Origin of the sequence: uncultured Sulfitobacter sp., assembly GCF_947497275.1 — a bacterium.
GTDB lineage: Bacteria > Pseudomonadota > Alphaproteobacteria > Rhodobacterales > Rhodobacteraceae > Sulfitobacter.
This window is the reverse complement of the sequence record NZ_CANMFS010000006.1, coordinates 258997-284694: the sequence shown is the minus strand read 5'-3', so window position 1 is coordinate 284694 and position 25698 is coordinate 258997. Positions and strand designations below refer to the sequence as shown.

Annotated in this window: 24 protein-coding genes and 2 pseudogenes; 8 read left to right on the top strand and 18 right to left on the bottom strand. The window is 60.0% G+C overall.

Translation table 11 applies throughout. The features are described from left to right. The 5 genes from Q1A06_RS14450 to Q1A06_RS14430 all read left to right on the top strand — a co-directional run bounded on the left by Q1A06_RS14450 (position 1) and on the right by Q1A06_RS14430 (position 5277). The gene (locus Q1A06_RS14450) at positions 1-1245 is read left to right on the top strand and encodes an efflux RND transporter periplasmic adaptor subunit (RefSeq protein ID WP_299564975.1); all 1245 of its coding nucleotides are present in this window, start codon (positions 1-3) and stop codon (positions 1243-1245) included. Continuing rightward, a complete protein-coding gene (locus Q1A06_RS14445; protein WP_299564973.1) occupies positions 1242-4277 on the top strand; it encodes an efflux RND transporter permease subunit in 3036 nt (1011 codons plus the stop codon). The genes Q1A06_RS14450 and Q1A06_RS14445 overlap by 4 nt, the downstream gene beginning before the upstream one ends. 97 nt (positions 4278-4374) lie before the next feature. Further along, positions 4375-4743, top strand: a complete 369-nt coding sequence (locus Q1A06_RS14440; RefSeq protein WP_299564971.1) for a hypothetical protein — start codon at positions 4375-4377, stop codon at positions 4741-4743. Positions 4744-4783: 40 nt separating this feature from the next. Next, positions 4784-5116, top strand: coding sequence for an antitoxin MazE-like protein (locus Q1A06_RS14435; protein WP_299564969.1), 333 nt, complete (start codon positions 4784-4786; stop codon positions 5114-5116). 56 nt (positions 5117-5172) lie between these two features. Continuing rightward, the gene (locus Q1A06_RS14430; RefSeq protein ID WP_299564967.1) at positions 5173-5277 is read left to right on the top strand and encodes a hypothetical protein; all 105 of its coding nucleotides are present in this window, start codon (positions 5173-5175) and stop codon (positions 5275-5277) included. Positions 5278-5473: 196 nt separating this feature from the next. Here the strand turns inward: Q1A06_RS14430 and Q1A06_RS14425 are convergent, their stop codons facing one another. The 4 genes from Q1A06_RS14425 to Q1A06_RS14410 form a co-directional block, all read right to left on the bottom strand. Continuing rightward, a complete protein-coding gene (locus Q1A06_RS14425; RefSeq protein WP_299564965.1) occupies positions 5474-5770 on the bottom strand; it encodes a PRC-barrel domain-containing protein in 297 nt (98 codons plus the stop codon). A gap of 253 nt (positions 5771-6023) precedes the next feature. Then, positions 6024-6839 carry a zinc transporter gene (locus tag Q1A06_RS14420; RefSeq protein WP_299564962.1) on the bottom strand — a complete coding sequence of 272 codons (816 nt, stop codon included), beginning with the start codon at positions 6837-6839 and terminating at the stop codon, positions 6024-6026. 176 nt (positions 6840-7015) lie between these two features. Further along, on the bottom strand, positions 7016-7573 hold the full coding sequence (locus tag Q1A06_RS14415; protein WP_299564959.1) for a hypothetical protein: 558 nt from the start codon (positions 7571-7573) through the stop codon (positions 7016-7018). A gap of 283 nt (positions 7574-7856) precedes the next feature. Further along, a complete protein-coding gene (locus Q1A06_RS14410; protein WP_299564956.1) occupies positions 7857-8909 on the bottom strand; it encodes a hypothetical protein in 1053 nt (350 codons plus the stop codon). A gap of 288 nt (positions 8910-9197) precedes the next feature. On the opposite strand from Q1A06_RS14410, the gene Q1A06_RS14405 reads away from it, so the two are divergent. Next, entirely contained in the window at positions 9198-9509 is a 312-nt protein-coding gene (locus Q1A06_RS14405) for a hypothetical protein (protein ID WP_299564953.1), read from the top strand. Positions 9510-9583: 74 nt separating this feature from the next. Here the strand turns inward: Q1A06_RS14405 and Q1A06_RS21060 are convergent. The 6 genes and pseudogenes from Q1A06_RS21060 to Q1A06_RS14380 all read right to left on the bottom strand — a co-directional run. Further along, positions 9584-9703: pseudogene (locus Q1A06_RS21060) on the bottom strand (transposase); the annotation flags it as partial. Positions 9704-9908: 205 nt separating this feature from the next. Beyond that, positions 9909-10688 (bottom strand): cytochrome c oxidase assembly protein, encoded by a 780-nt coding sequence (locus Q1A06_RS14400; protein ID WP_299564950.1) that lies wholly within the window; start codon positions 10686-10688, stop codon positions 9909-9911. 3 nt (positions 10689-10691) lie between these two features. Further along, the gene (locus Q1A06_RS14395) at positions 10692-11183 is read right to left on the bottom strand and encodes a DUF2243 domain-containing protein (protein WP_299564949.1); all 492 of its coding nucleotides are present in this window, start codon (positions 11181-11183) and stop codon (positions 10692-10694) included. A 239-nt stretch (positions 11184-11422) separates the two neighbouring features. Further along, positions 11423-11866, bottom strand: a complete 444-nt coding sequence (locus Q1A06_RS14390; protein WP_299564946.1) for a ferritin-like domain-containing protein — start codon at positions 11864-11866, stop codon at positions 11423-11425. Between the two features lie 19 nt (positions 11867-11885). Next, entirely contained in the window at positions 11886-12713 is an 828-nt protein-coding gene (locus Q1A06_RS14385) for a manganese catalase family protein (RefSeq protein ID WP_299564943.1), read from the bottom strand. A 530-nt stretch (positions 12714-13243) separates the two neighbouring features. Beyond that, a complete protein-coding gene (locus Q1A06_RS14380) occupies positions 13244-13552 on the bottom strand; it encodes a hypothetical protein (protein ID WP_299564940.1) in 309 nt (102 codons plus the stop codon). 775 nt (positions 13553-14327) lie between these two features. Between Q1A06_RS14380 and Q1A06_RS14375 the strand changes: the two genes are divergently transcribed. After that, a complete protein-coding gene (locus Q1A06_RS14375; protein ID WP_299564937.1) occupies positions 14328-14795 on the top strand; it encodes a Hint domain-containing protein in 468 nt (155 codons plus the stop codon). Between the two features lie 81 nt (positions 14796-14876). Continuing rightward, positions 14877-15974 carry a Hint domain-containing protein gene (locus tag Q1A06_RS14370; protein ID WP_299564934.1) on the top strand — a complete coding sequence of 366 codons (1098 nt, stop codon included), beginning with the start codon at positions 14877-14879 and terminating at the stop codon, positions 15972-15974. A 256-nt stretch (positions 15975-16230) separates the two neighbouring features. Here Q1A06_RS14370 and Q1A06_RS14365 read toward each other — a convergent pair. From Q1A06_RS14365 to Q1A06_RS14330, 8 genes and pseudogenes are all read right to left on the bottom strand, one after another. Further along, positions 16231-16389, bottom strand: a pseudogene (locus Q1A06_RS14365) (IS3 family transposase); the annotation flags it as partial. A gap of 272 nt (positions 16390-16661) precedes the next feature. Continuing rightward, positions 16662-16868: a phage BR0599 family protein gene (locus Q1A06_RS14360; protein WP_299564931.1), complete on the bottom strand. Its 207-nt coding sequence runs from the start codon at positions 16866-16868 to the stop codon at positions 16662-16664. 15 nt (positions 16869-16883) lie between these two features. Continuing rightward, positions 16884-17087 carry a DUF2163 domain-containing protein gene (locus Q1A06_RS14355; protein ID WP_299565026.1) on the bottom strand — a complete coding sequence of 68 codons (204 nt, stop codon included), beginning with the start codon at positions 17085-17087 and terminating at the stop codon, positions 16884-16886. Between the two features lie 143 nt (positions 17088-17230). Next, positions 17231-18589 carry a glycerate kinase gene (locus Q1A06_RS14350; protein WP_299564928.1) on the bottom strand — a complete coding sequence of 453 codons (1359 nt, stop codon included), beginning with the start codon at positions 18587-18589 and terminating at the stop codon, positions 17231-17233. After that, positions 18586-20082 (bottom strand): malonyl-CoA synthase, encoded by a 1497-nt coding sequence (locus tag Q1A06_RS14345; protein ID WP_299564925.1) that lies wholly within the window; start codon positions 20080-20082, stop codon positions 18586-18588. The genes Q1A06_RS14350 and Q1A06_RS14345 overlap by 4 nt, the downstream gene beginning before the upstream one ends. Before the next feature lie 45 nt (positions 20083-20127). Continuing rightward, positions 20128-23442 (bottom strand): error-prone DNA polymerase, encoded by a 3315-nt coding sequence (locus Q1A06_RS14340; RefSeq protein ID WP_299564922.1) that lies wholly within the window; start codon positions 23440-23442, stop codon positions 20128-20130. A gap of 92 nt (positions 23443-23534) precedes the next feature. Further along, on the bottom strand, positions 23535-25076 hold the full coding sequence (locus Q1A06_RS14335) for a DNA polymerase Y family protein (RefSeq protein WP_299564919.1): 1542 nt from the start codon (positions 25074-25076) through the stop codon (positions 23535-23537). Beyond that, positions 24970-25677 (bottom strand): hypothetical protein, encoded by a 708-nt coding sequence (locus Q1A06_RS14330; RefSeq protein WP_299564917.1) that lies wholly within the window; start codon positions 25675-25677, stop codon positions 24970-24972. The genes Q1A06_RS14335 and Q1A06_RS14330 overlap by 107 nt, the downstream gene beginning before the upstream one ends. Positions 25678-25698 lie beyond the last annotated feature (21 nt).

Below are 25698 nucleotides of genomic sequence, written 5' to 3'. Positions count from 1 at the left end.
ATGGTTAAACGACTCATTCTCGCCGTTATCGTCCTTGGTCTGATTGGCGTGGGCGTCGTGGGCTTCAACATGTACCGTGACAACATGATCGCGGACATCTTTGCCAAGCGTTCCGCGCCTGCTGTGCCGGTGTCGACAGTCATCGCCGACACCGGAAAATGGACGCCCGGGCTTGAGGCGATCGGCACGGTCTATGCGGCGCGAGGCATCGAATTATCGGTCGAGGCGGGCGGTATCGTACGCGAGGTGAATTTCCGAGCCAACGAGACGGTCGGAGAGGGGCAGGTCCTGCTGAAGATTTCGGATTCCATCGAGTTGGCGCAGAAGGCTGCGGCCATGGCGGCGCAGCAACTGGCGCAACAATCTCTGGACCGTGTGACCTCGCTTGGCGAACGAGGGGTGGCCGCCAGTTCAGCGGTGCAGGAAGCGCAGGCGAACCTGACCTCGTCAAAGGCGCAGGTGCAGCAGATTCAGGCGCAGATCGACCAGAAGGTCATCAAGGCGCCGTTCGGCGGCGAGATAGGCATTCCGCAAGTCGAAGTCGGCGAATTCGTCTCGACCGGGGCGCCGATCGCGACGCTTCAGGACACTTCGACGTTGCGGGTCGATTTTTCCCTGCCCGAACAACAGCGCCCGCGCATCGAGGCCGGTCAACAGGTCGAAGTGACGTCCGAGGCGGGCGCTGTGGCCCGCGGCCGCATCACCGCGATCGAGCCGCGGATCGACCCGGTGACCCGGCTGGTGTCTATCCGGGCCGAACTGGACGATTTCGACAGTGGGCTGAATCCCGGTCAGTTCGTGCGCGTCCGCATCTCCCTGCCGGTGGCGGATGGGGTGATTGCGCTGCCCCAAACGGCAGTGGTGGCCAGCCTCTACGGCGATCATGTCTACAAGGTCGTTTCCGACGACAAGGAAGGCGATGATGCGGGCTTCGTCACGCGGCAGGTGTTCGTCGAAACCGGTCTGCGCCAGAATGACCGGGTCGAGGTGACGAAAGGTGTGGCACCCGGCGACCGGGTCATCATTGCGGGTCAGAACAGGTTGTCGAATGGCGGCCCCGTGACCCTGACCAAGGCAACCTCTGTCGAAAACGGCGACTCGCAGCAGGCGGAAAAGGTTGAGACACCGCAGGCGGACGCAATCAACACGCCACAGGTAGGCACAGCCGACGCCGGCAACGCCGCTGCGCCTGACACGAATGCAAACGAGGTTTCCAAAGCAATCGAAGCGGAGGCTTCGGAATGAGCCTGCCAGAGCTTTTCACCCGTCGCCCGGTCCTGTCGACGGTTCTGGGCGCGCTTATCATGCTGTTGGGTCTGCAAGGCTTGCTTGACCTGCCGATCCGTCAATATCCCGAAGTAGAAGAGACGGTCATTACGATCAACACCGTCTATCCGGGTGCCAGTGCGGATCTCATACAAGGATTTATCACCGCCCCCATTGCCTCGGCGGTCTCGACCACTGAAAATCTCGCCTATGTAACCTCGGCCAGCCGTCCGTCGTCGTCTTCGGTGACGGTGAACATGGAACTGGGTGCCAACCCCGATATCGCGCTGACCGAAGTCATGTCCAAGGTGCAACAGGTGCGGGGTGCCCTGCCGGGCGAAGCCGAGGATCCGGTGATCGTCAAGGGCACCGGTCAGCAATTCGCGATCATGTATCTGGCGTTTCAGAACCCGCAAATGTCGCCAGAAGAACTGACCGAATACCTCGAAAGGGTTATCCGGCCCCGCATGTCCACAATCAACGGCGTTGCCGAAGTGCAGATCCTCGGCGCCGCAAAATACGCGATGCGGGTCTGGATTGATCCGGTGCGCCTTGCCAGCCGTGGGGTGACCGCGGCTGAGCTCATGGCGGCGATCAACGCGTCCAACTTCCTTTCGGCGCCCGGAAAGACCCAGAACGACGACGTGACGTATTCCATCACTTTGCGTTCGACACTTCAGACGCCAGAAGCCTTTGGCGCTCTGCCGATTTCAGGCCAGGGTGACGATGTTGTGCGGCTGCGCGATGTCGCCGACGTGAAACTGGCCGCCGAAAGTACCGATACCAGGGTCCGCTTCAACGGAGAAGCCGGTACATTTGTCGGCATCTTCCCCACGCCATCAGCCAACCCGCTGGACGTGGCGGGGGGGGTGCTGGATGAATTGCCCGAAATCCGCGACAGCCTGCCAGAAGGCATGGATGTGTCGCTGGTCTACGATTCGACCGAAACCATCAGCGCCTCCATCGAAGAGGTATTCAAAACCATCGCCGAAGCGGTTGGTATCGTGATTGTCGTGATCCTGCTCTTTCTCGGATCGTTCCGCTCTGTCCTGATGCCCATGGTCACGCTCCCGCTGTCGCTGGTGGGGGTGTGTTTCTTTCTGGCCGTAATGGGCTATTCGATTAACCTTTTGTCTCTGCTGGCGATGGTGTTGGCCATTGGGCTTGTGGTGGATGACGCGATCATCGTGGTGGAGAACATCCACCGTCATATCGAGGATGGCATGGAACCGCTGGCGGCTGCGATCAAGGGGATGCAGGAAATCTGGCTCCCCATTATCGCGATGTCGCTGACGCTGGTGGCGGTGTTTGTACCCATCGGCTTTGCCGGCGGGCTGACCGGGTCGCTATTTCGCGAATTTGCCTTCACTCTGGCGGGTGCGGTCCTGATTTCCGGGGTCGTGGCGCTGACCATCACGCCGATGATGTCGGCGCGTCTGCTCAAGGCGGGTGCGCACAGCCGGTTTCAGAAGATCGTCGATGGCACATCGGACAAGGTGTCGGAATGGTTCGGGCGGCGGGTTGAGACGTCACTGGATTACCGCCCCGTGACGCTTTTGGTAGTGGTCGCGCTGACGGCTTTGACCGGTTTCATGTTCGTCAATACATCGGGCGAACTGGCGCCGGAAGAAGACGCCGGCGCGCTGTTTTCTCTGATGACGGCGCCGCGCTATGCAACGAGCGATTATACCAGCCGTTATGCCAACCAAGTCGAGAAGCGCACAGACGACATCGAAGAGGTCCGCGACAAGTTCTCGATCGTCGGTCTGGGTGGGGCGACCAACACCGGATTTGCGGTCTGGGCCCTCAAGGATTGGGGCGACCGCGAGCGCAGCCAAAAAGAGGTGCAACAGGATATCCAGGCGCGTATCAGCAGCGTCGACGGGGTCGAGGCGCTGGTCTTTTCCCCGCCCTCCCTACCGGGGGCCGGGGGCGGCTTGCCCATCTCGGTTGTTCTGCAATCGACGGACAATTCCAGCCGGGTCTATGAGGTGGCCGAGGAAATCCGCCAGAAGGCACAGGCTTCGGGGCGGTTCATCGTCGTGCAGAATTCGCTGTCTTTCGACGCACCGCAGGTGACCGTTACCATAGACCGCGAACGCGCAGCCGCGCTGAACGTGCCGATCCGGGATGTCGGTACGACACTGGCTGTGCTGGTCGGCGGCGGCGCGATCAGCAAGTTCGACCGCGATTCCCAAAGTTACGACGTCATAACTCAGGTGCCGCAGGACTTTCGATCGAATCCCGAACAATTGGGCGATTACTTCATCCGCTCGGCAAGCGGCGCGGTCATTCCGCTTTCATCGGTGATTGAGGTTTCCACCAATGCGGCCCCGGCGGCAATCGAGCAGTTCGACCAGTTGAATTCGACCACGCTATCGGCCTTGCCGTTGCCGGGGGTCACCACGGGTGAGGGGCTTGCGACGCTGGTGGACATCATCCGCGAAGACTTGCCCGATTCATTCTTCGTCGATTATGCTGGACAGTCCCGGTTGGAGGTCGAACAGGGCAACACCATTCTGGTCGCTTTCGCCGCGGCCCTGATCGTGATCTACCTGCTGCTGGCCGCCCAGTTCGAGAGCTTCCGCGACCCGTTGATCATCCTGATGTCGGTGCCGATGTCGATCTTTGGCGCGATCCTACCGCTGAATCTTGGGCTGGGGACGCTGAACATCTATACGCAGGTCGGCCTGATTACCCTGATCGGGATCATCACCAAACATGGCATCCTTCTGGTCGAGTTCGCCAACCAGCGCCGGGACACAGGCATGTCGATCCGCGAGGCGATCGTCGATTCCGCCAAAGTGCGCCTGCGCCCGATCCTGATGACGACAGCTGCCCTTGCCGTGGCAATGGTTCCGCTGATGACAGCCGCCGGTGCCGGGGCCGGGGCACGTCAGGCAATGGGATTGGTGATCTTCACGGGGCTGGTGATCGGCACGCTGTTCACACTTTTCGTCGTGCCGATGTTCTATACATATATCTCGGCTAAAGACCGCAAGAGGGCCTAGAACGGACGAAGCGAATATAGCGAAAACCGATCTGGGTACGGAAACGATTGACCGTATTTAATACGAACTCCTCGACCTTGCCTATATCTACATCTTCATGGTCACCACCCTGCCTCCAGATGCAGCCGTGGCCACGACACCGATGGCCATCAGTGCGCTGCCCGACAGCCTACGTTCGCACTATCACGCAGCCTGTGCGGGTGCGCTCCATCCGGTTTTCCTGGCGGCAGCGGGCTTGGCTGTCGTGATCTTCGTGCTTGTTTGGGCGATGCAGAAGATCCTGCTGCGCGAGACCGCTGGCACTGCACTGACCGCCCCGGTTATAGGTGACAGCTTTGTCATGCCACGCAATGCCACCTCATTAGACGAGCTACGCGCCGCATCGTCGCTCATACCGCAATCAAGGCTAACAGGACCGAAGCGCTGCGAGGTATTTCGTCGACCTCGACACGAATCTGGCACCTGAAGAGGCTTGGTTGTTACTTCGGATCGCAAGGTCCGAAGGGATGATGGCCCCCCTCGCCCTTGAAGATGCCGTGGCCCAACGGGTCAACCCCGTCGCCAAACACCTGATCAACCGAGGTTTATTACGTATTGGTGCAACCGATAAAGTATGCATGACTCCTGAAGTTCTGGTCGAGCGATTCAGGGCCCACCTGTCCGAAATCGCCGCACACTGGCACAATCCGCATTCTTCGCTCTGCGGGCATACCCGCCGCCCCGGTTTTGAGGTTGAGTGCCGCCGGCACGTCGCAATTGTAGCCAAAGCCGATCGCGCAGATGATACCCCGAGCGATTTTCTAAACGCCGCCTTAGTCGATGTAGATGGCTGGGAGTGAGGTTGACGGTCGAACCTTTTACGGAGAACCGGTTGCGTATGCGATCACAGATCTTGATGAGCCAGGCCGTGACAGTCCGAACGGACAAGCTACGGAAAGTTTTCGGTCAGCTGGACGATACCGTCATGATCGAGGTCAACCGGGCACTCGCACAAATTTAAGGGCGGCGGGGTAAGACGGGCCACTGCACTTAATATCCGCCGCCGTCTTCCCTAGCAAACAAACAACCTTCGGAACCGGGTAGCGATCTTCGGTCATGCCAGCCCTACGATCCGCTCTAGCTCGTACAAGCTTCCGGCAGGGCATCCCCGCAGTTGCCTCGTTACGCGGGGAAGGGCTCAACCGGCCTATACGCCATTAATCGTGATGTTCGGGTAGGTTCTTCAGTTCGTCTTTCGTCATCATTGTGGTGGCGTGAACCTTGCCGTTTTCATCGCGCATGAAATTCAGGCGCGATAGGTCAAGCGCGACAGGTTTCGCGCCAAGGCCCAAGAAGCCACCAACATCAACAACTACCTTAGCGTTCTGCCCGGAGCCGTGCAGATGTGAGACATTGCCGATATTGTTGTCGTCTGGACCATAGACATCGGCTCCTTCAAGATTGGCAGCATTTAATTCTTCAGCGCGAAGGGGGGTATGTTTAGAATGATCCATTTGGACCTCCTCATGATTATGGTTTCCACTAAGAAGAAAACTTCCCAAAGATCTCTTGGTTCCAGCACACATTAAGCATGGCAGTTATAAGCCGGCGTGGAGTTTGGTGCCCTTTGATGCGATTTCATACCCTCGTAGTGAACGAAGAATAAAATGGGCCAGCACTCACCTGCCCCTCATTGGAACGCTCACAGAATATCGTCCGCTTCTTCGGTTTCCGCTTCGCGTTTGCGACGTCGAACCGTTGTTCGGTTCATCGAGGAAGAGGCTGGATGTCCGACGTGGTCGAACCGCGAGGGAGCGCCAACGTCCCCTCAAGCAAGCTTGCTGTCTTGCTGGTCTGAACTGACTGTGAAGCATTTTCCTGTTTGCCGGAACCACCATCCAGCTCTCCCAGAGCCAGTGCCAAAAGCAGCCCGAGGGCGGTAGCAATTCCTGCAACGTAGCTGTCTTCCTGGTAGGCCTTGGGAAACACTGTCGTCGCCAGGGATGCGATGACCGCGCCCGCGGCAAAACAGCGAATAGCGGCAAGGTATTCCGGCGCGACGTCCGACAGGAGCAAGTTGCCGGCGATGGCAGCAGCGGACAGTAGCACAGCCGTTATACCCCAAAGCAGAAAAACGCGGCGCTTGGGCCAGTTTTTTACCATTTCCTTTGCACCGCCTGCCGCTTCTGGAAGATTCGAGAGGAAAATCGATCCTGCGAGTGCCGCGATCTGCATCGGTCCCGCACCGATCAGCGCAACGCCAAGCGCCAGATTTTCAGGGATGCCGTCAAGGGTTACGGACGCCAGAAGGCCGCCGCCACTGTCCTCACCGAACTTCTCTTTGATGAAGCGTGCGACAATTGTGAAGACCAAAGCGCCAGCCCCTACCGACAGGGTGACCGACACCAAAGAAATTTTCATGAGCGCAGGTTCGATCAGCTCGGACATCGCGGATACGATCAATGCGCCCCCGGCCGCCGCGATCAGGAACCCTTCCAGCTTTTGGGGCAGTGTCCACAAAACACCCCAAGCCGCACCCAAAAGAAGCGCGCCGGACACAACGCATACGACTATAACCGTCATTATCATCGGGATGAACTCTCTTGCTGCAAGATACGACCCAACGCACGTCTATATTGTTTGTGCTCAAAGATTTGCGGGCAGCCACTACCAATCAGAATAGTCCGATCAACAGTAACTGCCCGCAAGGTTCACAACCGCCGGGGGATCGGCCCTCCGGGTGGATGAGACGTAGTCGGTTACCAGAGGTCGCCGACTTCCTTGACTTCGGCCTCGATATCGTCGCCGTCAAACCAACCCTCGAACCAACCTTCCTCCTCGACAGAGATATACTGATCAGCGTCCAGATCGGCGGTGTTGTAAACGCCAGTGCTGAATTCATCGTTGTTCAGCAGACCATCGCTGTCGCTATCCCAGGCGGTGTAGTAATCATTGTTCCAGCCAGCAGACCATTCGCTCTGGTCAAGATAGCCGGAACTGTCCTCGTCCAGTGTATCAAAATCGCCGTCATGATCCGCGCCATACCAACGTTCCGCACCAACCGCGTATTCGTCGCTGCTGATTTGAACGTCATTGTCGGAGTCCCAGTCGGCATACATACCGGTGGCGAACTCGCGGTCGCTCAGCATGTTGTCGGAATCGCTGTCCCAGGCATTGTAATAGCCCGCTTCATTGAATCCGGTGGTGAACCCGTCATATCCTGCGTTGCTGTCAAATCCGTCATACATCTGGGCGGCAGCCGGGACCGCAAGCAGGGAGGCGATGGCTGTAACAGTGGCAAATTTCCGAAAAGTCATTGGATGTTCTCCTCTTCTGATTTGGCTGCGCCTGCTGGCGCGATTGATATGTAAACAACTTCCCGGTGCTCAGATTGTTTCAAAAGATACGGGGGAGCTTTGTTCAGGGTCGATTTTGGCAGAATTCCGCTTGCTCTCGATGCAAATCCTCTATGGTCGAACGACATCCACACTCTGCAATTGGAAACGAGTGTCAGGCTTCATTCCTGAAAACATATCGGGGTCGGCAATAAAGTGGTCGCTTGGCCCGTCATTCAGGCCAAGCGATCGAGGTGCATTATATTCAGTCCAGATCACCGGGGCGTCCGGCAATGGCACCACCCGCAGCGGCCAGAAGGCCCAGCAGGGAAGCGAGGGCTGCCCATAAAGCGGCACTTGCGACTGCATCGACCGTCTCATCAGCCGCATCGACTGCTGCTGTCTGTGCGTTCTGCAAGGCTTCCTGTGCCTCATCGATGGCTTGCTGTGCGTCGGTCCGGACTTCTTCCATACGCGCCTGCACTTGATCGACATAGGCTTCGGCTTCCTGAGGAGAAAGGTCGAGACGTCGCTGCATGACCCGCTTTGCTTCTTCACGGTCTTCTTCATTCAACACAGCGTTCTCACCGCCGACGAGGCTATCCGCCAAGCTTGAAAGTTCTTCGCGGGCGTCCCCCGGAGACTGGATGATATCCATGGTCGTTCCCGTGACAAGCTGACGTGCACGGGCCTGTTCAGAACGGCTGATCACGTTGCGAAATGCTTCTGTAGCCTCCTCCTGGAAATTCTCCGGGGTGATACCATTTGCGCGAAGACGCGATGCTACCGGGTCAGGCAGGTCTTCCAGTCCCACTTGGCTGACGGCTAGGTCCGGCAGATTGACGTCTTCCGGGATGATCGTCTGAACAGCCGAGCCTGCGCCGGAGGCCGTCGCCGAGATCGCATTGCCTGCCCCGCTGAGCGCGGAACCCGCAAGGTTGAACAGACCGGCACCCGCACTGACGGTCAACCAGACTGCCGCAAGGGTTGCAACGCCCCAGACCGCTGCGCCATGCAGGACCGAGCCCACCTTGTGCAAAACCCCCGCAAGACGTCCGGCAACATAGCCAGCGGCACCGAGAGCGATGATCTGACTGATGAAAAGCCAGATCGGTGAAGCTGTCGGCACGACACCCATCGGGTTACTGGCGTCCACCTCTATAGCGGTCAATCCAATGCCCATGCCCAGCAGGCTCAACATCGCAAATATGGCAAGCCCCACGACCGACCCGGCGAGGATTGCACCCCATGCGGTGCGTCCCCCGCGATCGAGCTCAACTTCTGAAACGAGGGAAGGTGCTGTGTGGGTTTGGGCCATGATTTTTCCTTTCTGGCTTGCTATTCAGGTTGATCCGCATCGCTAACGGCCACCCGCAACTACTTAAGTTGCAACCTATACGGGATCACTTTAGTTCCTGCTTTAGTTTTCAGAAGGTGTATTTAGGGTTTTGGACGGATCGCGGTACGGGTGTCAGGCATCCCATATGCGAAGACCATGAATATTGGTTCTCTGATTGCGGCTGTGCCGAGCGGGATTGCGGGCTGTCCGTTCGGGGTCATAGTTCTCTCCGTGGTCGCGTGGCGCGCCTCATGATGGTTTTCGGTGGTGGATCGTTTCCAATATCGTTTTCGGGTTGAGCAGCAAGTGCCGCGCCCCAACCGTTTTTATGAGATCGATCAACCTCCGTCCCGTCGGGACTTCGCTACCCGTCTGTCCTGCGGCGGAAATTATGGTCAGGCTTTGGCTTCCTGCGTCCATCGAGGGTCGGTTTATGATGTTCACATGATCAGCATGGCAATCTTGCGCGCTGTGGCAACAGCGGCTTTGCGCAACCCGCGCCATCCAGCCGGTCGAACAGCCCAAGATTTCAACGTCGAGAAGCGCTTCACCGGTCTGATCACGCAGGACCCCTCCTGAGACAGAAGCCCGCACATCGTGGCATCGCAGCACTTCGGAATACGGCCTGACCAATCCAATTCAGCCGATTGATGTCGCCTTGGTGTCAGGCCGAGGAATGCCCCGACCTCGGAGGTTTTGCCGAACCGATCAGGATTGTCGACGAGTGCCACAAAGCTTAGCGATACAATGGGACCAACGTGCGAAATGGTCATCAGGCGGCGTGTGATCGGGTTACTCCAGGATTTTGTCTTCGAGGCGCGATTAAAGTCGGAGGTCGCTTTGCAAAGTCCTGTGTGAGCGGCTGCGATGGTGCGCAGAACCGGATCGGTTTCGACAGCGGCGGCCAGTTGATCGCGAAAGCTTGTCTTTGCTGGGCCTGACCACTGCCATCTCGGATCACACCCAAGCCATCACACGTTAAAGGTTCCGCGCCAGACGCTTTCTTGCGGGCCGCCATGTGCTCACCATAGCAAATGCCAAAAGTAACTCGGTTATGTCGCCACCGTAATACATCAATTCGGCAGCCTGCTGTAATTGCCACGTCGGCGCCTGCAAAGTAACGAACATCCCAGCATAGAGCATCTGCGACATTACCGAATGAAGGACGATTGCAATACCCAGAACGACCAATCGTGTCGGAACTGAGGGTCGATGCGGTGCTGGGTCGGGACCTGCAATGACCCATACATAGAGGCAGCCTGCCGCGACAAAATGGAAATGCACAAAGTAGTGTAGCGCTGGCGACGTCATCATCATCTCGTACAGTGGTGTGAAGTAAAGCACTGCCATCCCGCCGATATTAAGCACCAAAGCAACCACAGGGTTGGCCAGAAGTTGTAGCCCCCGGCTTTGTAGAAACCCAGTGATTGCACGCCCTTGAGCAGGTGGGACATTGCGTAGCAGGACTGTGAGCGGGGCTGCCATGACCAACCCGAGAGGCGCCGCCATACCGAGCAAGAGATGTTGAAGCATATGCTGGCGGACATCGCCATCCGGGAACGGTAGGAAACCCGGCAGTAGACCGATTGCAAGAAGGCTGGCCCCCAAGCACCAAGATCCAATACGCCAGCGCGTTGTTGTCAAGGTAGAGCCAGCGCCATGGCGTAAAGCGCCCGCGATATAGAACAGCGTTGCGACCAGAAGGACAATAAGTGGCAACGCCATTGAAGGTGCATGAGCGTAATGCGCTGCGTTCATGGCTTAAACTCTACCGGAGGCAGCGGGGTCCTTTTTACCCTGGCGGGCGACAAACCAGCCGACGAGAATAAGGATCACGCCTGAAGCAAGAAACAACATATCCCAAAGCAGTTGGTTCGGCCCCGCATACACATGGTGTAAATCAAGGATCTGATGATCTACCAGTCCTTCGACCAAGTTGAAACAGCCCCAGCCTGCAATAATCCAGCCCCATAGGACCTTGGATCCCCAGACCGGACCCTGTGTATCAGCAATCCGGGAATAGAGAAGGTAGAGCCCCAGCAACACCGAAAGCCAAGTGACGGTATGGAACAACCCGTCACCAATGGTGTTCATTTCCAACCCGCTCAGGTTCTCAACCGCAATGCGGCTGCTAAACATATGGTGAAGCTGGAAAATCTGATGGAGGAAAATGCCATCGAAGAACCCGCCCAAACCGATGCCTAGTATTATCCCCGGAGCTTTCAAAGATACTCGTTTGTCTTGCATACTCATGGTTTTCTCCTATTCGTAAGCCGCGCGGTTAGCACGCGAGGTCGATCTCACGGCTTACTTTTTCTTCCAATTGGTTCCGCCGAACGCGAGAGCTGTATTGGTTGATTATATCTCAAGATACTGGCGGCAAATGGAGAGCTCTTTCTTTAAAGTGGTTTAACCCAACAGGCAGTTTCATCATCGTGCCCGCTGTTCCTTAAGGGGTGGCCCAATTAATGCGCCGCCCCCCAAAGTTATCTTCAGCCCCGGGCCGTTTCCATCCAAGCGCGGTGACGCCGTTCATCAGCAAGGCCCTTTTCTATAACGGGCCGTAACTCAGCATCTGTGAGAGAGTTGTCGAGTGCCTGCTGATAAGCTGCAACGGTATCGTCTTCGTTTGTTTTCATCGCTTTCAAAATAGCGTTGTCCCCCGCGAGGTCCGCTAAAGCTACCTTCCCGGTGGTGAGCCACTGCTTCATGTCACCCTCCATGGGCTTATCGATACCCAGACTATCGGCAATACGGCCAAGTTCCTGAACATGGGCCTCATGGTCGTGCCGAAAGGTCTCGATCTGCTGGCGATATTCTGCGCTTTCGAGCCGTTCAATGGTGCTGTCATAGGCAGCGATGGCGTCATGCTCCAGAATGAGGAGGTTTTTGATAAGATCGCCAGCAGCTTTTTCGGTTCCGACAGTGGTTGGCATGATAGGTCTCCTTTGTCGGTTACTTCTGTTGTTCGGTCTGGGTGCCGGAGTGCGGTCGAGCTTTGCCCAGGCTGGGCTTTTGCCCCAGCGGCTCAGGTTTGTCGCGCTTTGAGAATTCGCTACGGCCGTCCAACGAAGGACCCGAGGTCCAGCGGCCTTCAGGTGTGGGTTCATCCAACGATGTGTTGAGGAAATAGTAGGAGTGCTCCGTAGCTTCGTGCTCTTGCGGAGTGCTATTAGGGATCGGCAAAGCTGCTTCCCAACCGCCTAACTCTTCAATCACCGCAAGCCATTGTTGCTGGTGCATCGTGTCGCGGGCTATAAGGAAGGACAGCATGTCCTTCATCCCCGTATCTTCAGTCATATTGTAAAGGCGCGATGCCAGAACGCGACCGCCGCTTTCCGCAGTCACATTTGCCATCATATCCGCAGCGAGATTGCCCGTAGCATAAACATGGCTCATGTCGAACGGTACACCGTTAGAGTTTACCGGCATGGCTGATAAGCCGGAAGAGAGGATATGACGCGGGTTAGCGCCGCCCATGATGGCATTGACTACAGGGTCCTTCGCCGCCTCCTCTTGTACGGTCAAAGGTGCGCCTTCCAGATTGAGGGCGACGGCATGGCCCAAGAATTCAATATGGGAAAGCTCTTCCGTGGCAGTCATCATGAGCATATCGCGATACTTATCGTCGCCGCGCGCCCCCATAGCCTGAAAGAAATATTGCATGGCCACCCGGATCTCACCCTCGACCCCGCCGATTGCCTGCTGGAGAAACTTCGCGAATTGAGGATCCGGTTTATCAACACGGACATTGTATTGCAGCTTGCTGGAATGGTGAAACATTGCGAACTCCTATTAATTGCGATGGAACGTTGCTGGCTTAGCAGGAGAATAACCTTGCAAGACCTTCTGGGTTCCAGCCCTTGTAGAGTCGGCGATAGGATACCGAGCGGCCAGCGAGAGGCCAATTCATGTCCTGCTTGTTGGAGAGCATCCTACTTCGGTCTCGTAGGTGGGGTGATGCGTGATTGAAAAGCAAGATGGCAACCCGCCGCTTCGCAAGTTTCTTGTCGACGCCTTATTGTCTATCCGTGCCTGGACTTGAGTGGTCGTTTCTGACCAACGATCCGGCCCTTGTTCCAGGCAGGCAGCACCGCGCGAATGCCGCGCAGTTTTCGTATTTCCACGACGAATCATCCAATCTGCCACGCTGTCTATGAATGGCTGCCTTACAGGGCAAAGACCTTGGGCGTGAAGTCCAATGACCCGCTTGATCGCTTCGATTGCGCGTTCGCCAATTCGGTCGCCCTCGGCTGACCCGGATCGCAAGAAGCAACGGTCAAGGCAAGCGCCCGATGGGGATCTCCGATGGCCTAGTGAGAACTTTGCGCATTCGTTGCCTGTATCTGCCGGATTCCGGCAAGGGCGCTCTCAAGGCCCCTTGTAGCGGCTTGTGTGGCGCTGCGGGCCATCTGGTCACGGTCCGTTTCCGGGGCCTGCTGAATTTCCCTCGTCGCATCCTCGGCCGCCTTCGCCATTTTCAAGACTGCTGTTGTTATGATCTGATCCAGCGTTTTCGCCTCGTCCTTGTCGACGCTGGGCGCTGGGCGCTGGAGTTGGTCCATGTCCTTGCGGATCAAGGACAGCTCATTGGCGAGTAGCTGGAACAGATCCTTGCTCATGCCTGATCCGCTTTCGTCGCCACCTGATCGAGATATTCCGGCAGCCCAGCAAGTTCTTTCTGATCGACTTCACGGCGGGCGTTTTTCCGCAGAGACCGAACGTAAGCGTACGGTCACAACGGATCCGTTTTGTCCGAGCTCTCGCGGCACTTTGAGACTGTTTTAAAAGTGACCAGCATGGGCTGAACCAGTCTTGCAGCAGCTAGAAATAAACCGGTTCAACAGACATCAGGTAGTTCTTTCGACATGATGATTCCCCTTTAGATAGAATCGTCCTTTTGATGATCGGGCTCCTCCCAGTTCAACGAATAAAGCAAATATTACTGAATAAGTAATTGTTATAATTAGTGTTTCTATTGTTTCAACATTGGGAACAAACAGTTTTCACTGGACTTGTTGCACTTATAGGTAGAAAATTTATGATGTTACCTAACGTAATTTGAGGGCCCGCTTCGAACTACAATCAACTTATAGATGTGTTTCCTTCCAGCGTTCCGTTGAGAACCTCAGATAGTGAAGCCGTACCAGTTCCGAACCAGTTCCGCCCATGCAGTTGATGCGAAATACAGATTGGAGAAAGCGATGACTAAGACACTCAGTTCACCATCGGCAGCATTCAAAGTCTCGATGCACCGCCCCAACCAAACTGTCAGTCAAAGCCGCCGCGTGTGCGGCTGGTGGATATTGCCTTCAGTCATCTTCGGCGCATTCGGGTGGTACCACCTTCTTACTTGGGCATTCTGATGACCGCAGGGTCAAATAATGGAGAACTGAAATGAACAGGTTAAAGAAAACTGGTGGCTTCATTGCTGGAACGCGACTGCTTTGCAGCGATGGATTGATCCCGGTCGAGTTCGTTGAGATCGGTGAGCGGGTCATTACCCGGGATGCTGGAACGGTACGTGTTACAGAGATCAACCGAAAGATCGTTGAAACACATTTCATCAAGTTTCAGCCACAAGCCTTGGATGAAACGAGCCCGATCGCCGAACTGATGCTGCCTCACGACCAGATGATGCTTGTCCGTAATTGGAGGGCAAGAGAGGTCTTTGGGGCAGATCGCGCATTGGTGGAAGCAAAAACTCTTGTGGACGATCTCTTTGTCGAAATGACGGAAAAACGAAAAGAAGTTTTGTTTCAGATATCATTTTCGTCGCCCCATATCCTGTACCTCGAAGGAACCGAAGTCGGGTCGGCAGATTCTATCCGCGCGCGGGGCAAGGTGCTTCACCCCGCTGAGTGATCCACCTGCGTCCGAAGAGGGGCATCCTCTAAACGCATTATTTCATACAGCTCGAGATTGAATCGAGATCAGGAGGTCCGCATGCCTACGACATTCAATGTCTTCTTCTTGGGAAATACTGGTGGCCTTCGTATTGATCCTATCGAAGGGAACAACGTTGTCGAAAATGCGCCGTTACTCCAAGGTACGACGTTCGGAAGCGTCGGCAATCCACTTCTCAACAACATCGCCCAGTTTTCTCCGGGGTCGACCGGCTTCGCAGGAGGAAACTCGAATGCATACGATACCAACAACGCTGCCGTTGCGGGAGGGGAGACCTTTCGCATCGATGGCGGGCCAGATCAAACATTCGATGCATCGGTCGTTTACAATGCGACCCTGACCTACTCGGATGGCACGACTGGATCAATCACGGCCGTTGTCTTTCAAGCCACCAATGGAAACCTGTACTTGGCGCCGGAATTCTCCGCCAATGCCGATCAGGCTGCGCTTGAGGCAAAGCCTATCCAGTCGATTTCGCTGGACCTTCTTACTTTGGATCCCTTCTTATCCGGTGGCCTGAACGCTGATCGACAATCCAGCGACTTTGCGGTCTGCTTTACCCGCGGCACACGTCTTCTGACGCCACGTGGATATACGGCCATTGAGGCGCTTCGTCCCGGCGACCTCCTGACGACCGCCGATAACGGATGTCGACCGATCGAATGGGTCGGCAGCACAAAGGTGTCTGCTGAAGATCTGATAGCCTCGCCCAGCATGCGCCCAGTCCGAATCCGTCAAGGACATCACGGATTGGTGCGCGATATTATGGTTTCGCCGCAACATTGCGTCGCGGTGGGCGATAACTTTCTCCGGGCGAAGTATTTGACCGATATACCCGGCGCAGGCGCACGCGTGGCCCGAGGGGTCTCTCAAGTTGAGTATTTCCATGTCCTTTGCGAGCGGCATGAGATGCTGATCGCAGAAGGAATGCATACCGAGAGTTTCTATCCAGGCCCGCAGGCGATGCGCGCGCTGGGGTCACAGGCCTTCACGGAGCTGGGACAACTCGCGCCCTGCCTGTTGAGCAGTGATGCCGGGGAAGCCGCCAGGGCAATCGGACCCACGGCACGTCCTGTCCTGCGGCGGCGCGACATCCGCGGCGTTTCGCATCACAACGATTTGGTCGCGCTCGCTTAAACGCCTGAATCGATTGTCGCTTACGGACATTCAGAATCGCTCCTTTATGGAGCGACGCCCCCCTTGTCCGGTTTCCCGCCACCACAAACCCCGTTCAAAATGAAATCGGTTGTTGAAGGTTTCTAAATCTTTTCGACGCTGCTTGGCTGGGCTTCATGTAAACTGGTCCTACCGGACTATCCGTCGCAAAGGTTTTTAGAACCAATGGCTGCCTAAACCAAGAGAGTGTTTGGCTCATCTGGTTGGTTTGATTTACGGCGCGTTGTCTGTGATGCAAGCGCCGCGTTTCGAGTATCTTTCGTTTGATCCTTTTCCTTTGCTGTAGAATGGCTTTGTCTCGTCCGAAGTAGAGGTCGGCTGGCGTAACGTTGCTCAGGCTCTCGTGGTAGCGTTGGTGATTGTAATGTTCCACGAACAGGTGTGGTCATGTCGGGGTCCCAGCGTTACGGGAACAGGAAAGCGAAGGCGATGCGCCCCGCCAGGATTGGCTGAGCGGTTCCTCGATGACGCCGAGCGGCTCATAGGCCTGAAAGAAGGTGCCGGGGCCGGTGAGGATCCCGACCTCACGCCATATGCCCCGCGCAAGGCCGAGGCAGTCGCAGCCGAAGCCCCTGCGGCTGACTTGGTCGTGATACGGGGTGCCGAGCGAGGAGCACGCGATGGCGATGACGCGCTCGGGATCGGCGCTTACAGTACGGACCCCTCGTGGCCCCCATCCTTCGTGGCGTATCTCAGCACCGCACCTTGCCGCGGAATGTGTGGGAGCCCACGGAAGCTGGCGGTATTGACGGACTTCTCTCTGCAGGTCTTGATGCGTTTGTCGCACCCCGCGCGGATGGTGAAAGCATCACCGCTCGAGATGGGGCATACTGGCGGTCCAAGCAGCGTCAGCACTGCGACCCCCGTCCGTTACGCATGGCCCAGCACCTCGGTGCGCCGCCCCACAGTCTGGCCAAGCACATGTGCGAGCGAGCGCACCTCGGCCACGAAGGCGAGCCGCCCGCGCCGGATCTGGCCGTTAGCGTCCCGGCACATCAGCACGCGCTGACCCGTTTCGGCCCAATTCACCTGCCTCACCTCGACTTCGGCGTTGTCCCAGCGGCCGTCGAGGATGTCGGTTTGTACCCTGAGTGAAAAGCTGGTCTGCGGGCCGGTCCCTTTTCGTCGATCTTACCGCGAACGGTCGCTGCCGTACTGGCAAACAATAGGGAATTGCGTGATACCTGCGGTAGAACAGCGTTTGAAACCACCAGAGTTTATTCATTCGTTTGAATGGGATACCTTGCGGCACGTCTCACACCCTGTTTACCTACGACGGCTTGTCCGGTGCCGGATCGCGCAGGGGGTTCGCCAACCAAGATCGCCCGAAAATCGTTGACGTTCGTTCCCGTGGGGCCGGGCGCGAACAGCGTGCCCGCCGCTGCGAACGCGCCCCACGCATCGTGCGCGCGCAGCGCCTCTGCCGGGTCGACGCCCGCCACGCGCATCTGCGTTGCGGTCGAACCATCGGCGAACGCCCCGGCATTATCCTGCGATCCATCGATCCCGTCGGTATCCGCCGCCAGCGCACAGATCCCCGATGTGCCGTCGATCTCTTGGGCGAACGCGAGCAAAAAAGCCGTATTGCGGCCACCCCGCCCGTTTGTGTGGCGCAAGGTCACCGTTGTCTCGCCTCCCGACAGGATGACGACCGGGGGGATGAACGGCTGCGCATGCGTGACCACTTGCCGGGCTATCGCCGCATGCATCTGGCCGATCACGGCGGCTTCTCCCTCGATCGCGTCGGAAAGAATCACGGCGGTCACACCTGCGGCTTCGGCGGCACGCGCGGCGGCCGCTAACGACATCCGTGCGGATGCGATGACGCGCACCTCATGTCCCGCAAAAACCGGATTGTCCGGCGATGGCGCGCGCGCGGCCTCCTGACCGAGATGGGCGCTCACCGCCGGGGGCAGCACAATGCCCCGTGCCGTGATCATCGCGCGGGCCTGCTCCAACGTCACGGCATCGGGCACGGTCGGGCCCGAGGCGACCTGCGCCGGATCGTCGCCCGGCACGTCCGACACGACAAGGCTCACGACCCGCGCCGGATGCGCCGCCGCGGCAAGGCGCCCGCCCTTGATTCCGCTCACATGCTTGCGGATTGCGTTCATCACGCCAATCGGCGCGCCCGACGCCAGCAGCGCCGCGTTGAGCGCCTGTTCGTCCGCAAGCGTCAGCCCGTCGGGCGGCGAAGGCAGCAACGCCGATCCGCCGCCACATACCAGCGCCACTACCAGATCATCCGCCGTCAGCCCCGTCACCGCATTGAACAGCGCCGTTGTCGCAGCCTCCCCTGCTGCATCGGGGACGGGGTGCGCGGCCTCCATCACCCGGATGTACCGCGTCGGGCAAGCATAGCCATAGCGCGTCACCACGACGCCTTCGACCGGCGTCTCCCACAGGTCTTCGAATGCCGCCGCCAATTGCGCTGCCCCCTTGCCCGCGCCCACGACGATGGTGCGTCCCCTGGGCCGCGCGGGCAGATGCGCCGCCAGCGCCGCGCGCGCGTCCGCTGCCGTGACCGCCGCGTCGAACAGCGATGTCAGAAACTCCTGGGCGCGCGGATCGATCATGCGCCGTACTCACTGCGCAATGCCGCCTTTTGCACCTTGCCCATCGTGTTGCGCGGCAGGCTCTCGCGGATCTCGTAGCGGCGCGGCTGCTTGAACCGTGCAAGATCATCCGCCACGGCGCGCCCGATCGCCTCAATGTCGATCTGCGCGCCCCCCTCCGGCACCAGCACCGCCAGGGGCATCTCGCCCAGATCGGGGTGCGGCACGCCAATGACAGCACTCTCCAGCACGCCGGGCTGTGTATCGAGGACCAGTTCGAGTTCCTTGGGGTAGATGTTGTAGCCGCCCGAGATAATCAGATCCTTACCCCGTCCGACGATGGTTACATAGCCATCCGCATCCTGTACCCCCAGATCGCCGGTGATGAAAAACCCGTCACCGCGCAGCTCTTCGGCGGTCTTCTCCGGCATGTTCCAATATCCCTGAAACACATTCGGCCCCCGCACCTCTACGACGCCGGTTTCCCCGCGGGGCAACTCGGTGCCATCCGCGTCGCATACTTTCAACGCGACATCCGGCAGCGGCAGGCCCACCGTACCGGCACGCCGGTAGCCGTCATACGGGTTCGAGGTGTTCATGTTCGTTTCGGTCATCCCGTAGCGTTCCAGTATCCGGTGGCCCGTGCGTGCCTCGAACGCGACATGTGTATCGGACAATAGCGGCGCCGAGCCGGAAATGAACAGCCGCATGTCTTGCGTCAGAGCACGGTCGAACCGGGCGTCGTCGAGCAACCGGGTATAGAACGTCGGGACCCCCATCATCGCAGTCGCACGTGGCATCCAGTCGATCAGCTGATCGATGTCGAGCTTGGGCAAAAACGCCATCGCGCCCCCCGCGACCAACATCACATTCGTCGCGACGAACAACCCATGCGTGTGAAAGATCGGCAGCGCGTGCAAAAGTACGTCATCCGACGTGAACCGCCACAGATCCGTCAGTGTCTTCGCGTTTGAAATCAGATTGTTCTGGCTCAGCATCGCGCCCTTGGAACGGCCCGTCGTGCCGGACGTATAGAGAAAGGCGGCCAGATCGTCACCGCTGCGCGCGACCGTCTCGTAGGTGTCCGCCTGCCCATCCGCCGCGTCGCTCAAGGTGCCGCCCCGCGCGTCCAGCGTGGCAAACGCGGCACCCGCCTTATCCGCAACACCTTGCAACTCCGCGCCGCGCGCCGGATCACCGATCAGCAGCTTTGCACCACTATCCTCGACGAAATACGCTAACTCGGCGCCGGTGTAAGCCGTATTCAGCGGCAAAAATATTATCCCTGCCTGCGCGCAGGCCGCATAAAGCGCCAGCATGTCAGGGCATTTCTCTACCTGCACGGCGATCCTGTCGCCCGTGCCCACACCATACCCCGCCAACGCATGCGCCAGCTGCGCCGCACGCCGGACAAAGCTGTCGTGCGTGATGACGCTGCCGTCCGGCAGATACAGAAACGGCGTCTGCTTGCCTGCGTGCGGGGCGAATATCGTATCGTAAAGCGGGTTGGTCATGGCTGTGCCTTTCTGTCGTTGCGATCACCTTAGCCCAGCAATCCGTCAGTGAAAATCGCGTGATTTCGGGATCACCCGCACATCGCGGGGATGCTTGCGCCCGCCGCGGACCTGATGCGCGATGGGATGGGTCGGATGATCGCCGCGTACGTTGGTCGCGGGTACCCGTTCATCCGCCAGCGTATCAAGCCGGTCCGTCCGGTCCTCCAGCCGGTCGGCAACCACATGGATCACCCGCCCGTCCGTCTGCACCCGTCCGTGTACGACCAGCAGCCGCGCCGTCATGATCAGCGCGCGATAGTGCTCGAACAACTTCGGCCAGATCACCAGATTGGCCACCCCGCCCTCGTCCTCCAGCGTGATGAAACACACACCCTTGGCGCTGCCCGGCTTTTGCCGCACCAACACCAGCCCCGCCAAAGACACCCGCGCTCCATGCGCCATGTGGATCAGGTTCTCGGACGCCGCGAACCCCTGCTTGCGCAGCGAGGCGCGGAAGAACCGCATCGGATGCGCCTTCAGCGACAGGCGCAGCGTCTGGTAATCGGCCACCACATGTTCGGCCTGTGCCATCGCAGGCAACGTCACCTCCGGCTCCGCGCCCTCCCCCGCCGCCTCGACATGATCGAAAAGCGCAAGTGCCGGTGCGTCGCGCAATCCCTGCGCCTGCCACAGTGCCTGCCGCCGGTCGATGCCCACAGACCGGAACGCATCCGCCGCCGCCAGCTTGCCGATGGTGCCGCGATCCAGCTGTGCCCGCGCCTTGAGATCGCCCACATCGACAAACGGCGCATCGCGCCCTGCCATGATGCGCAACGCCGCATCCTGCCGCATCCCGTCGATCTGACGCAGTCCCAGACGCAGCGCGAAACCACCGGCACAGGGCTCAAGCGTGCAGTCCCAGTCGGAGTAATTCACATCCACCCCGCGCACCTCCACCTCATGTTCGCGCGCGTCGCGCACGATCTGGGCGGGGGCATAAAATCCCATCGGCTGGCTGTTGAGCAATGCGCAGGCAAACGCCGCCGGGTAATGGCACTTCATCCACGACGACACATAGACCAGCTTGGCAAAGCTCGCCGCATGGCTCTCGGGAAAGCCGTATTCGCCGAACCCCTTGATCTGGTCGAAACAGCGTTGCGCGAACACCGGATCATAGCCCCGGTCGGTCATCCGCCCTACCATCTTCTGCTGCAACAGTTCGATCGTCCCGCGCGAGCGGAAGGTGGCCATCGCCTTGCGCAGCTCATTGGCCTCCCTGGGCGAGAATTTGGCCGCGTCGATGGCGATCTTCATCGCCTGTTCCTGAAAGATCGGCACGCCCAGCGTCCGCCCCAGGATGCGCAGCAGTTCGTCCTGCGGATACGCCGGCCCCGGCGCGGGATAGCTCACCCCCTCGATCCCCTGACGGCGGCGCAGATAGGGATGTACCATGTCGCCCTGAATGGGGCCGGGCCGCACGATGGCTACCTCGATCACCAGATCATAGAACCGGCGCGGTCGCAGCTTGGGCAGCATCGCCATCTGCGCGCGGCTCTCTACCTGAAACACCCCCAGACTGTCGCCTGCGCACAGCATGTCGTAGGTGTCGGGATCATCCGCAGGAATGCTTGCCAGATCGTGATCCACCCCATGATGCGCGGCCAGAAGATCAAAGCATTTCGCAATGCAGGTCAGCATCCCCAACGCCAGAATATCCACCTTGAAGATGCCCAGTGCGTCGATGTCGTCCTTGTCCCACTCGATGAAACTGCGCTCCGGCATCGCCCCGTTGCCGATGGGTACCACCTCCGTCAGGGGCCGCTCCGTCAGGATGAAACCGCCCACATGCTGCGACAGGTGGCGCGGCATTCCCGTCATCTGCCGCGCCAGCGCGATAACCCGGCGCAGATAGGGGTCCGACAGGTCCATGCCTGCGTCCCTGACCCGTTCGTCCCCCATCCGGCCCTCGAAACTGCCCCAGACCGTAGAGGCGAGTTTCGAGGTCACGTCTTCGGACAACCCCATTGCCTTGCCCACCTCGCGGATCGCCGAGCGGGGCCGGTAATGGATCACGGTCGCACACAGGCCCGCCCGCGCACGCCCGTATTTCGCGTACATGTACTGGATCACCTCCTCGCGCCGCTCGTGCTCGAAATCGACATCGATGTCGGGCGGCTCGTCGCGCTCCTCGCTCAGAAACCGCTCGAACAGGACGTCGTGCTCTTCAGGGTCAACCGCTGTGATACCAAGGCAGAAACACACGGCGGAATTGGCCGCCGATCCACGCCCCTGACACAGGATGGGCGGGCTGGCCTCTTCGCGCGCGAACCGCACAATATCGTTGATGGTCAGGAAATAGCGCGCGATCTTCTTGGAGCGGATCAGGTCGAATTCCTTCTCGATAACCGTCCTGATCCGGTCGCTCACGCCCTGCGGATAGCGCCACGCGGCACCTTCCCAGGTCAACCGTTCCAACTCCTCCATCGGGCTGCGCCCCTGCGGCACGATCTCATGGGGGTATTCGTATTTCAGATCCTCCAGCGAAAAAGCACAGGCATCCGCCACCTCACGGGTGGCATGGATCGCATGCGGCCAGGCGGCGAACAGCCGGCACATCTCTTCGGGCGGCTTCAAATGCCGCTCCGCGTTGGCTTCCAGCAGGAAGCCGGCGGTGTCGATCGTCCTGCCATGCCGGATGCAGGTCATCACATCCTGCAAGGGACGGCGCGCAGGCGAGTGATACAGCACGTCGTTGGTCGCAAGCAGGCCCAGCCCGTGCCGCCGTGCCATGGCGTCCAACCGGTTGATCCGCGCCACGTCGTCGCCCACATACAGATACGCGGCTGCGACATGGCGCAGCGTCGGCAGCGCACGCACCAGCCGCTCCAGCCCCGCCTCGAACACGTCCAGATGCGCGGGCGGCATCACGATCAGCGCCACACCCTCACTGTGCGCCGCGAGCATCTCCAGCGTCAGGTGTGTCTCGCCCTTGGCTTGCCAGCCGCCGTCCACATCCGCCATCTTGCCCTTCGACAACAACGTGCTGAGCCGCGCATAGGCCGCCCGGTCGCGCGGATAGGCAAGAAACTGCGCCCCGCACAGCAATTCCAGCCGCACCCCGATGACCGGATGCACATGCGCCGTCTTCGCTTCCGTGTGCATCCGCACCACACCGGCCAACGTGTTGTGATCGGCCACACCGATGGCGTGATAGCCCAGCATGTTCGCCGTCACCGTGAGATCGACAGCATCCGACGCCGCCCGCAGAAACGAGAAACACGTCGCCAATCCCAGCTCCACATAGGGGCCGGGCGCGTTCCGCTGGAACGGATCCTCCGCATCCAGCGTGCGGCGCTTGTGTCCTTCCTGCTGTGGCATGAGGTGGCAGCCCTTACCGTCTTACAACATGTCCCCCGGGCGCCCTGCGGGATGGCGGGCGGGGTGTCGCGCACCAGCGCGCACGTCGTGCGTCACCCGAACACCCCCTGCACGAACCAGCGTGGCGCACCGCCGCGCCGGTCCCCCAATATCCCCTCGCGAAAAATCCAGAACCGCCGCCCGTCCGTCACCTCGACCCGGTAGTAATCGCGCAGCCGCGTCCCCGGCCGGTCGCGCCACCATTCGGGCGCGATCCGCTCCGGCCCCTCGAACCGCGCCATGACAAACGCCACGCGCCGCCAGCGAAACCGCGCCGGCGGCCCCTCTGGCACCGCATACAGCACCGCCACCTCCTCGGGCGGGTCGAACAGACGCAAGGGCCGCTCCCGCAGCACCTGCGGCGGCGGCTCGATCTGTCCCGCCAGCGCGGGCACGCGCCCTTCTACCCGCTCGGGCTTGTGACTCTGAACCCACGTGGGCCAACTGATTTTCTCCGGTCCCAGCTTTGCCGTCAGCCGGTCCAGCAACGCCGCCACATCCGCGCGCCCATCGCGCGTCCCGTCCAACCGGCCCTGGTGCAGGCTCAGCGGTTCCACCCGCAGCGCCTCCAGAGTCATCAGATCAAACCCGAATCCCGGATCAATCCCCTCCACCTTGCCCGTCACCAGCCGCACCAGATGCGCCGCGTCGCGGCTCGGGCTTGCCGTCGCCACCGCACGCGCGCGCCATTCGCCGTCCACACGGTACACGGTCAGCCGCAGCCGCCGCGCGCCCCGCTCAGCCGCCGCCAGCTGCGCGCACAGATCCTCGGCCAACCCGTCGAGCCACGGCACCGGATCGAGCACCGGCTCGGCCATCCGCGCCCGCGCGATCCAGATCTGCGCATCCGCCGGCGCATCCAGCGGATCGGCGCTGCGCCCCATCGCACGGTCCAGCAACACCAGCGGATTGACCGCCTCCGCCGTGCCCGCAAACCGGCGCATCAATCCGGTGCGCGGCACCGCCTCCAGCGCGCCGATCGTCTTCAGCCCCAACCGGTCGAGCAGTCGCACGGTATCCGCCGGCAGCCGCAGCGCCGTCACCGGCAAAGGCGCCAGCGCAGCGCCCAGATCATCGGCCCCGCAGATCGCCCCCTGCGCTCCGTAGCGCGCCAGCATCTGCGCCGCCCCGCGCGTGGGCGCCAGTCCCAGCCGCACGCGCAGCCCCTGCATGACGAAGCGCGCATTGATGTCGCGCAGCATCTGCGCCTCGCCGCCAAACAGATGCGCCGCCCCGCTCACGTCCAGCACGATGCCGTCGGCCTCCGCCACCGTCCACGGACACCAGCGCCGGGCCCAAAGCGCCAACCGCTTCAACAGCGCGCGGTCGCCCTCGGGATCGGCACGCTCCACATGCAGATCCGGGTGGATCGCCTGCACATCCACTACCCGCGCGCCCTCCCGGATACCCAACGCCCGCGCCGCGTCGCTCACCGCGTGAACCACCGGCCCATGACTACCGTCATGCGACAGCACCACCGGTACCGCCTCATCCGGCAACGTCCGCTGTTGCGCCGTGATCCGCCGCCAGCGGTCCATCGCCAGTTCGGGGAAGAAAGCGGAGACGATCCGCGGGGGTGCGGGCGTCCGGCTCATGGGTACACACCCATGTGCCCGGCGTGCGTCCGCGCGCGCGAAACAGCTCCGCCTCCCAGCGCGGCGCGCCCGGCGCCTGCGCGTTGTAGGGATGCGTCTCCGAAGGCAGCGATCCGATCCGCCAGCGTTCGCGCGCCGCGCTCAGCCCCTCGGCAGCCCCCGACCGGATCAGCCAGACCGGCAGACCCGTTGCCTCCGCCCGCATCGCCAGCCGCTTGGTCGCCGTGAAATCCAGCACCGGCGGCGCGCCGTGCACCTCGCCCACCACGGCGGACAAGCCGGCACAGGCCGCCCCTTCCTCCATCGCCCACAGCACATCGCGCGGATGGCTGACCTCTACCCGCAAAAGCGTCACCCCCTTCAGCGCCGCACCGTACAACCGCCCGTTTTCCTGCCGCGAGGCGCGGTCCTGCACCCACAGCACCGGCGCCTTGCTGCGCGGCAGGCACGCCAGCACGAATGCCGTCACCGCCGCGTCGAAACCCCCCGCCGACAGCGCATCCTTGAGCACCGCCTGCCCCGCCGCAGGGGTCGGTACATCGCTCACCGCGCGCTTGTGGCCCAGCGAAATCACCTGACCCAGAGAAGAATCGTCTTGCATGCATCCCTCCATATGTTCCAC

Bases quoted from the DNA above. Each gene is read 5' to 3' on its own strand.
- Q1A06_RS14445 (WP_299564973.1), top strand. From the start codon at position 1,242: ATGAGCCTGCCAGAGCTTTTCACCCGTCGCCCGGTCCTGTCGACGGTT.
- Q1A06_RS14425 (WP_299564965.1), bottom strand. From the start codon at position 5,770: ATGGATCATTCTAAACATACCCCCCTTCGCGCTGAAGAATTAAATGCT.
- Q1A06_RS14350 (WP_299564928.1), bottom strand. From the start codon at position 18,589: ATGATCGATCCGCGCGCCCAGGAGTTTCTGACATCGCTGTTCGACGCG.
- Q1A06_RS14345 (WP_299564925.1), bottom strand. From the start codon at position 20,082: ATGACCAACCCGCTTTACGATACGATATTCGCCCCGCACGCAGGCAAG.
- Q1A06_RS14335 (WP_299564919.1), bottom strand. From the start codon at position 25,076: ATGAGCCGGACGCCCGCACCCCCGCGGATCGTCTCCGCTTTCTTCCCC.
- Q1A06_RS14435 (WP_299564969.1), top strand. From the start codon at position 4,784: ATGATGGCCCCCCTCGCCCTTGAAGATGCCGTGGCCCAACGGGTCAAC.
- Q1A06_RS14420 (WP_299564962.1), bottom strand. From the start codon at position 6,839: ATGACGGTTATAGTCGTATGCGTTGTGTCCGGCGCGCTTCTTTTGGGT.
- Q1A06_RS14375 (WP_299564937.1), top strand. From the start codon at position 14,328: ATGAACAGGTTAAAGAAAACTGGTGGCTTCATTGCTGGAACGCGACTG.
- Q1A06_RS14385 (WP_299564943.1), bottom strand. From the start codon at position 12,713: ATGTTTCACCATTCCAGCAAGCTGCAATACAATGTCCGTGTTGATAAA.
- Q1A06_RS14415 (WP_299564959.1), bottom strand. From the start codon at position 7,573: ATGACTTTTCGGAAATTTGCCACTGTTACAGCCATCGCCTCCCTGCTT.
- Q1A06_RS14390 (WP_299564946.1), bottom strand. From the start codon at position 11,866: ATGCCAACCACTGTCGGAACCGAAAAAGCTGCTGGCGATCTTATCAAA.
- Q1A06_RS14370 (WP_299564934.1), top strand. From the start codon at position 14,877: ATGCCTACGACATTCAATGTCTTCTTCTTGGGAAATACTGGTGGCCTT.
- Q1A06_RS14380 (WP_299564940.1), bottom strand. From the start codon at position 13,552: ATGAGCAAGGATCTGTTCCAGCTACTCGCCAATGAGCTGTCCTTGATC.
- Q1A06_RS14410 (WP_299564956.1), bottom strand. From the start codon at position 8,909: ATGGCCCAAACCCACACAGCACCTTCCCTCGTTTCAGAAGTTGAGCTC.
- Q1A06_RS14440 (WP_299564971.1), top strand. From the start codon at position 4,375: ATGGTCACCACCCTGCCTCCAGATGCAGCCGTGGCCACGACACCGATG.
- Q1A06_RS14400 (WP_299564950.1), bottom strand. From the start codon at position 10,688: ATGAACGCAGCGCATTACGCTCATGCACCTTCAATGGCGTTGCCACTT.
- Q1A06_RS14340 (WP_299564922.1), bottom strand. From the start codon at position 23,442: ATGCCACAGCAGGAAGGACACAAGCGCCGCACGCTGGATGCGGAGGAT.
- Q1A06_RS14330 (WP_299564917.1), bottom strand. From the start codon at position 25,677: ATGCAAGACGATTCTTCTCTGGGTCAGGTGATTTCGCTGGGCCACAAG.
- Q1A06_RS14395 (WP_299564949.1), bottom strand. From the start codon at position 11,183: ATGAGTATGCAAGACAAACGAGTATCTTTGAAAGCTCCGGGGATAATA.
- Q1A06_RS14450 (WP_299564975.1), top strand. From the start codon at position 1: ATGGTTAAACGACTCATTCTCGCCGTTATCGTCCTTGGTCTGATTGGC.
- Q1A06_RS14430 (WP_299564967.1), top strand. From the start codon at position 5,173: ATGAGCCAGGCCGTGACAGTCCGAACGGACAAGCTACGGAAAGTTTTC.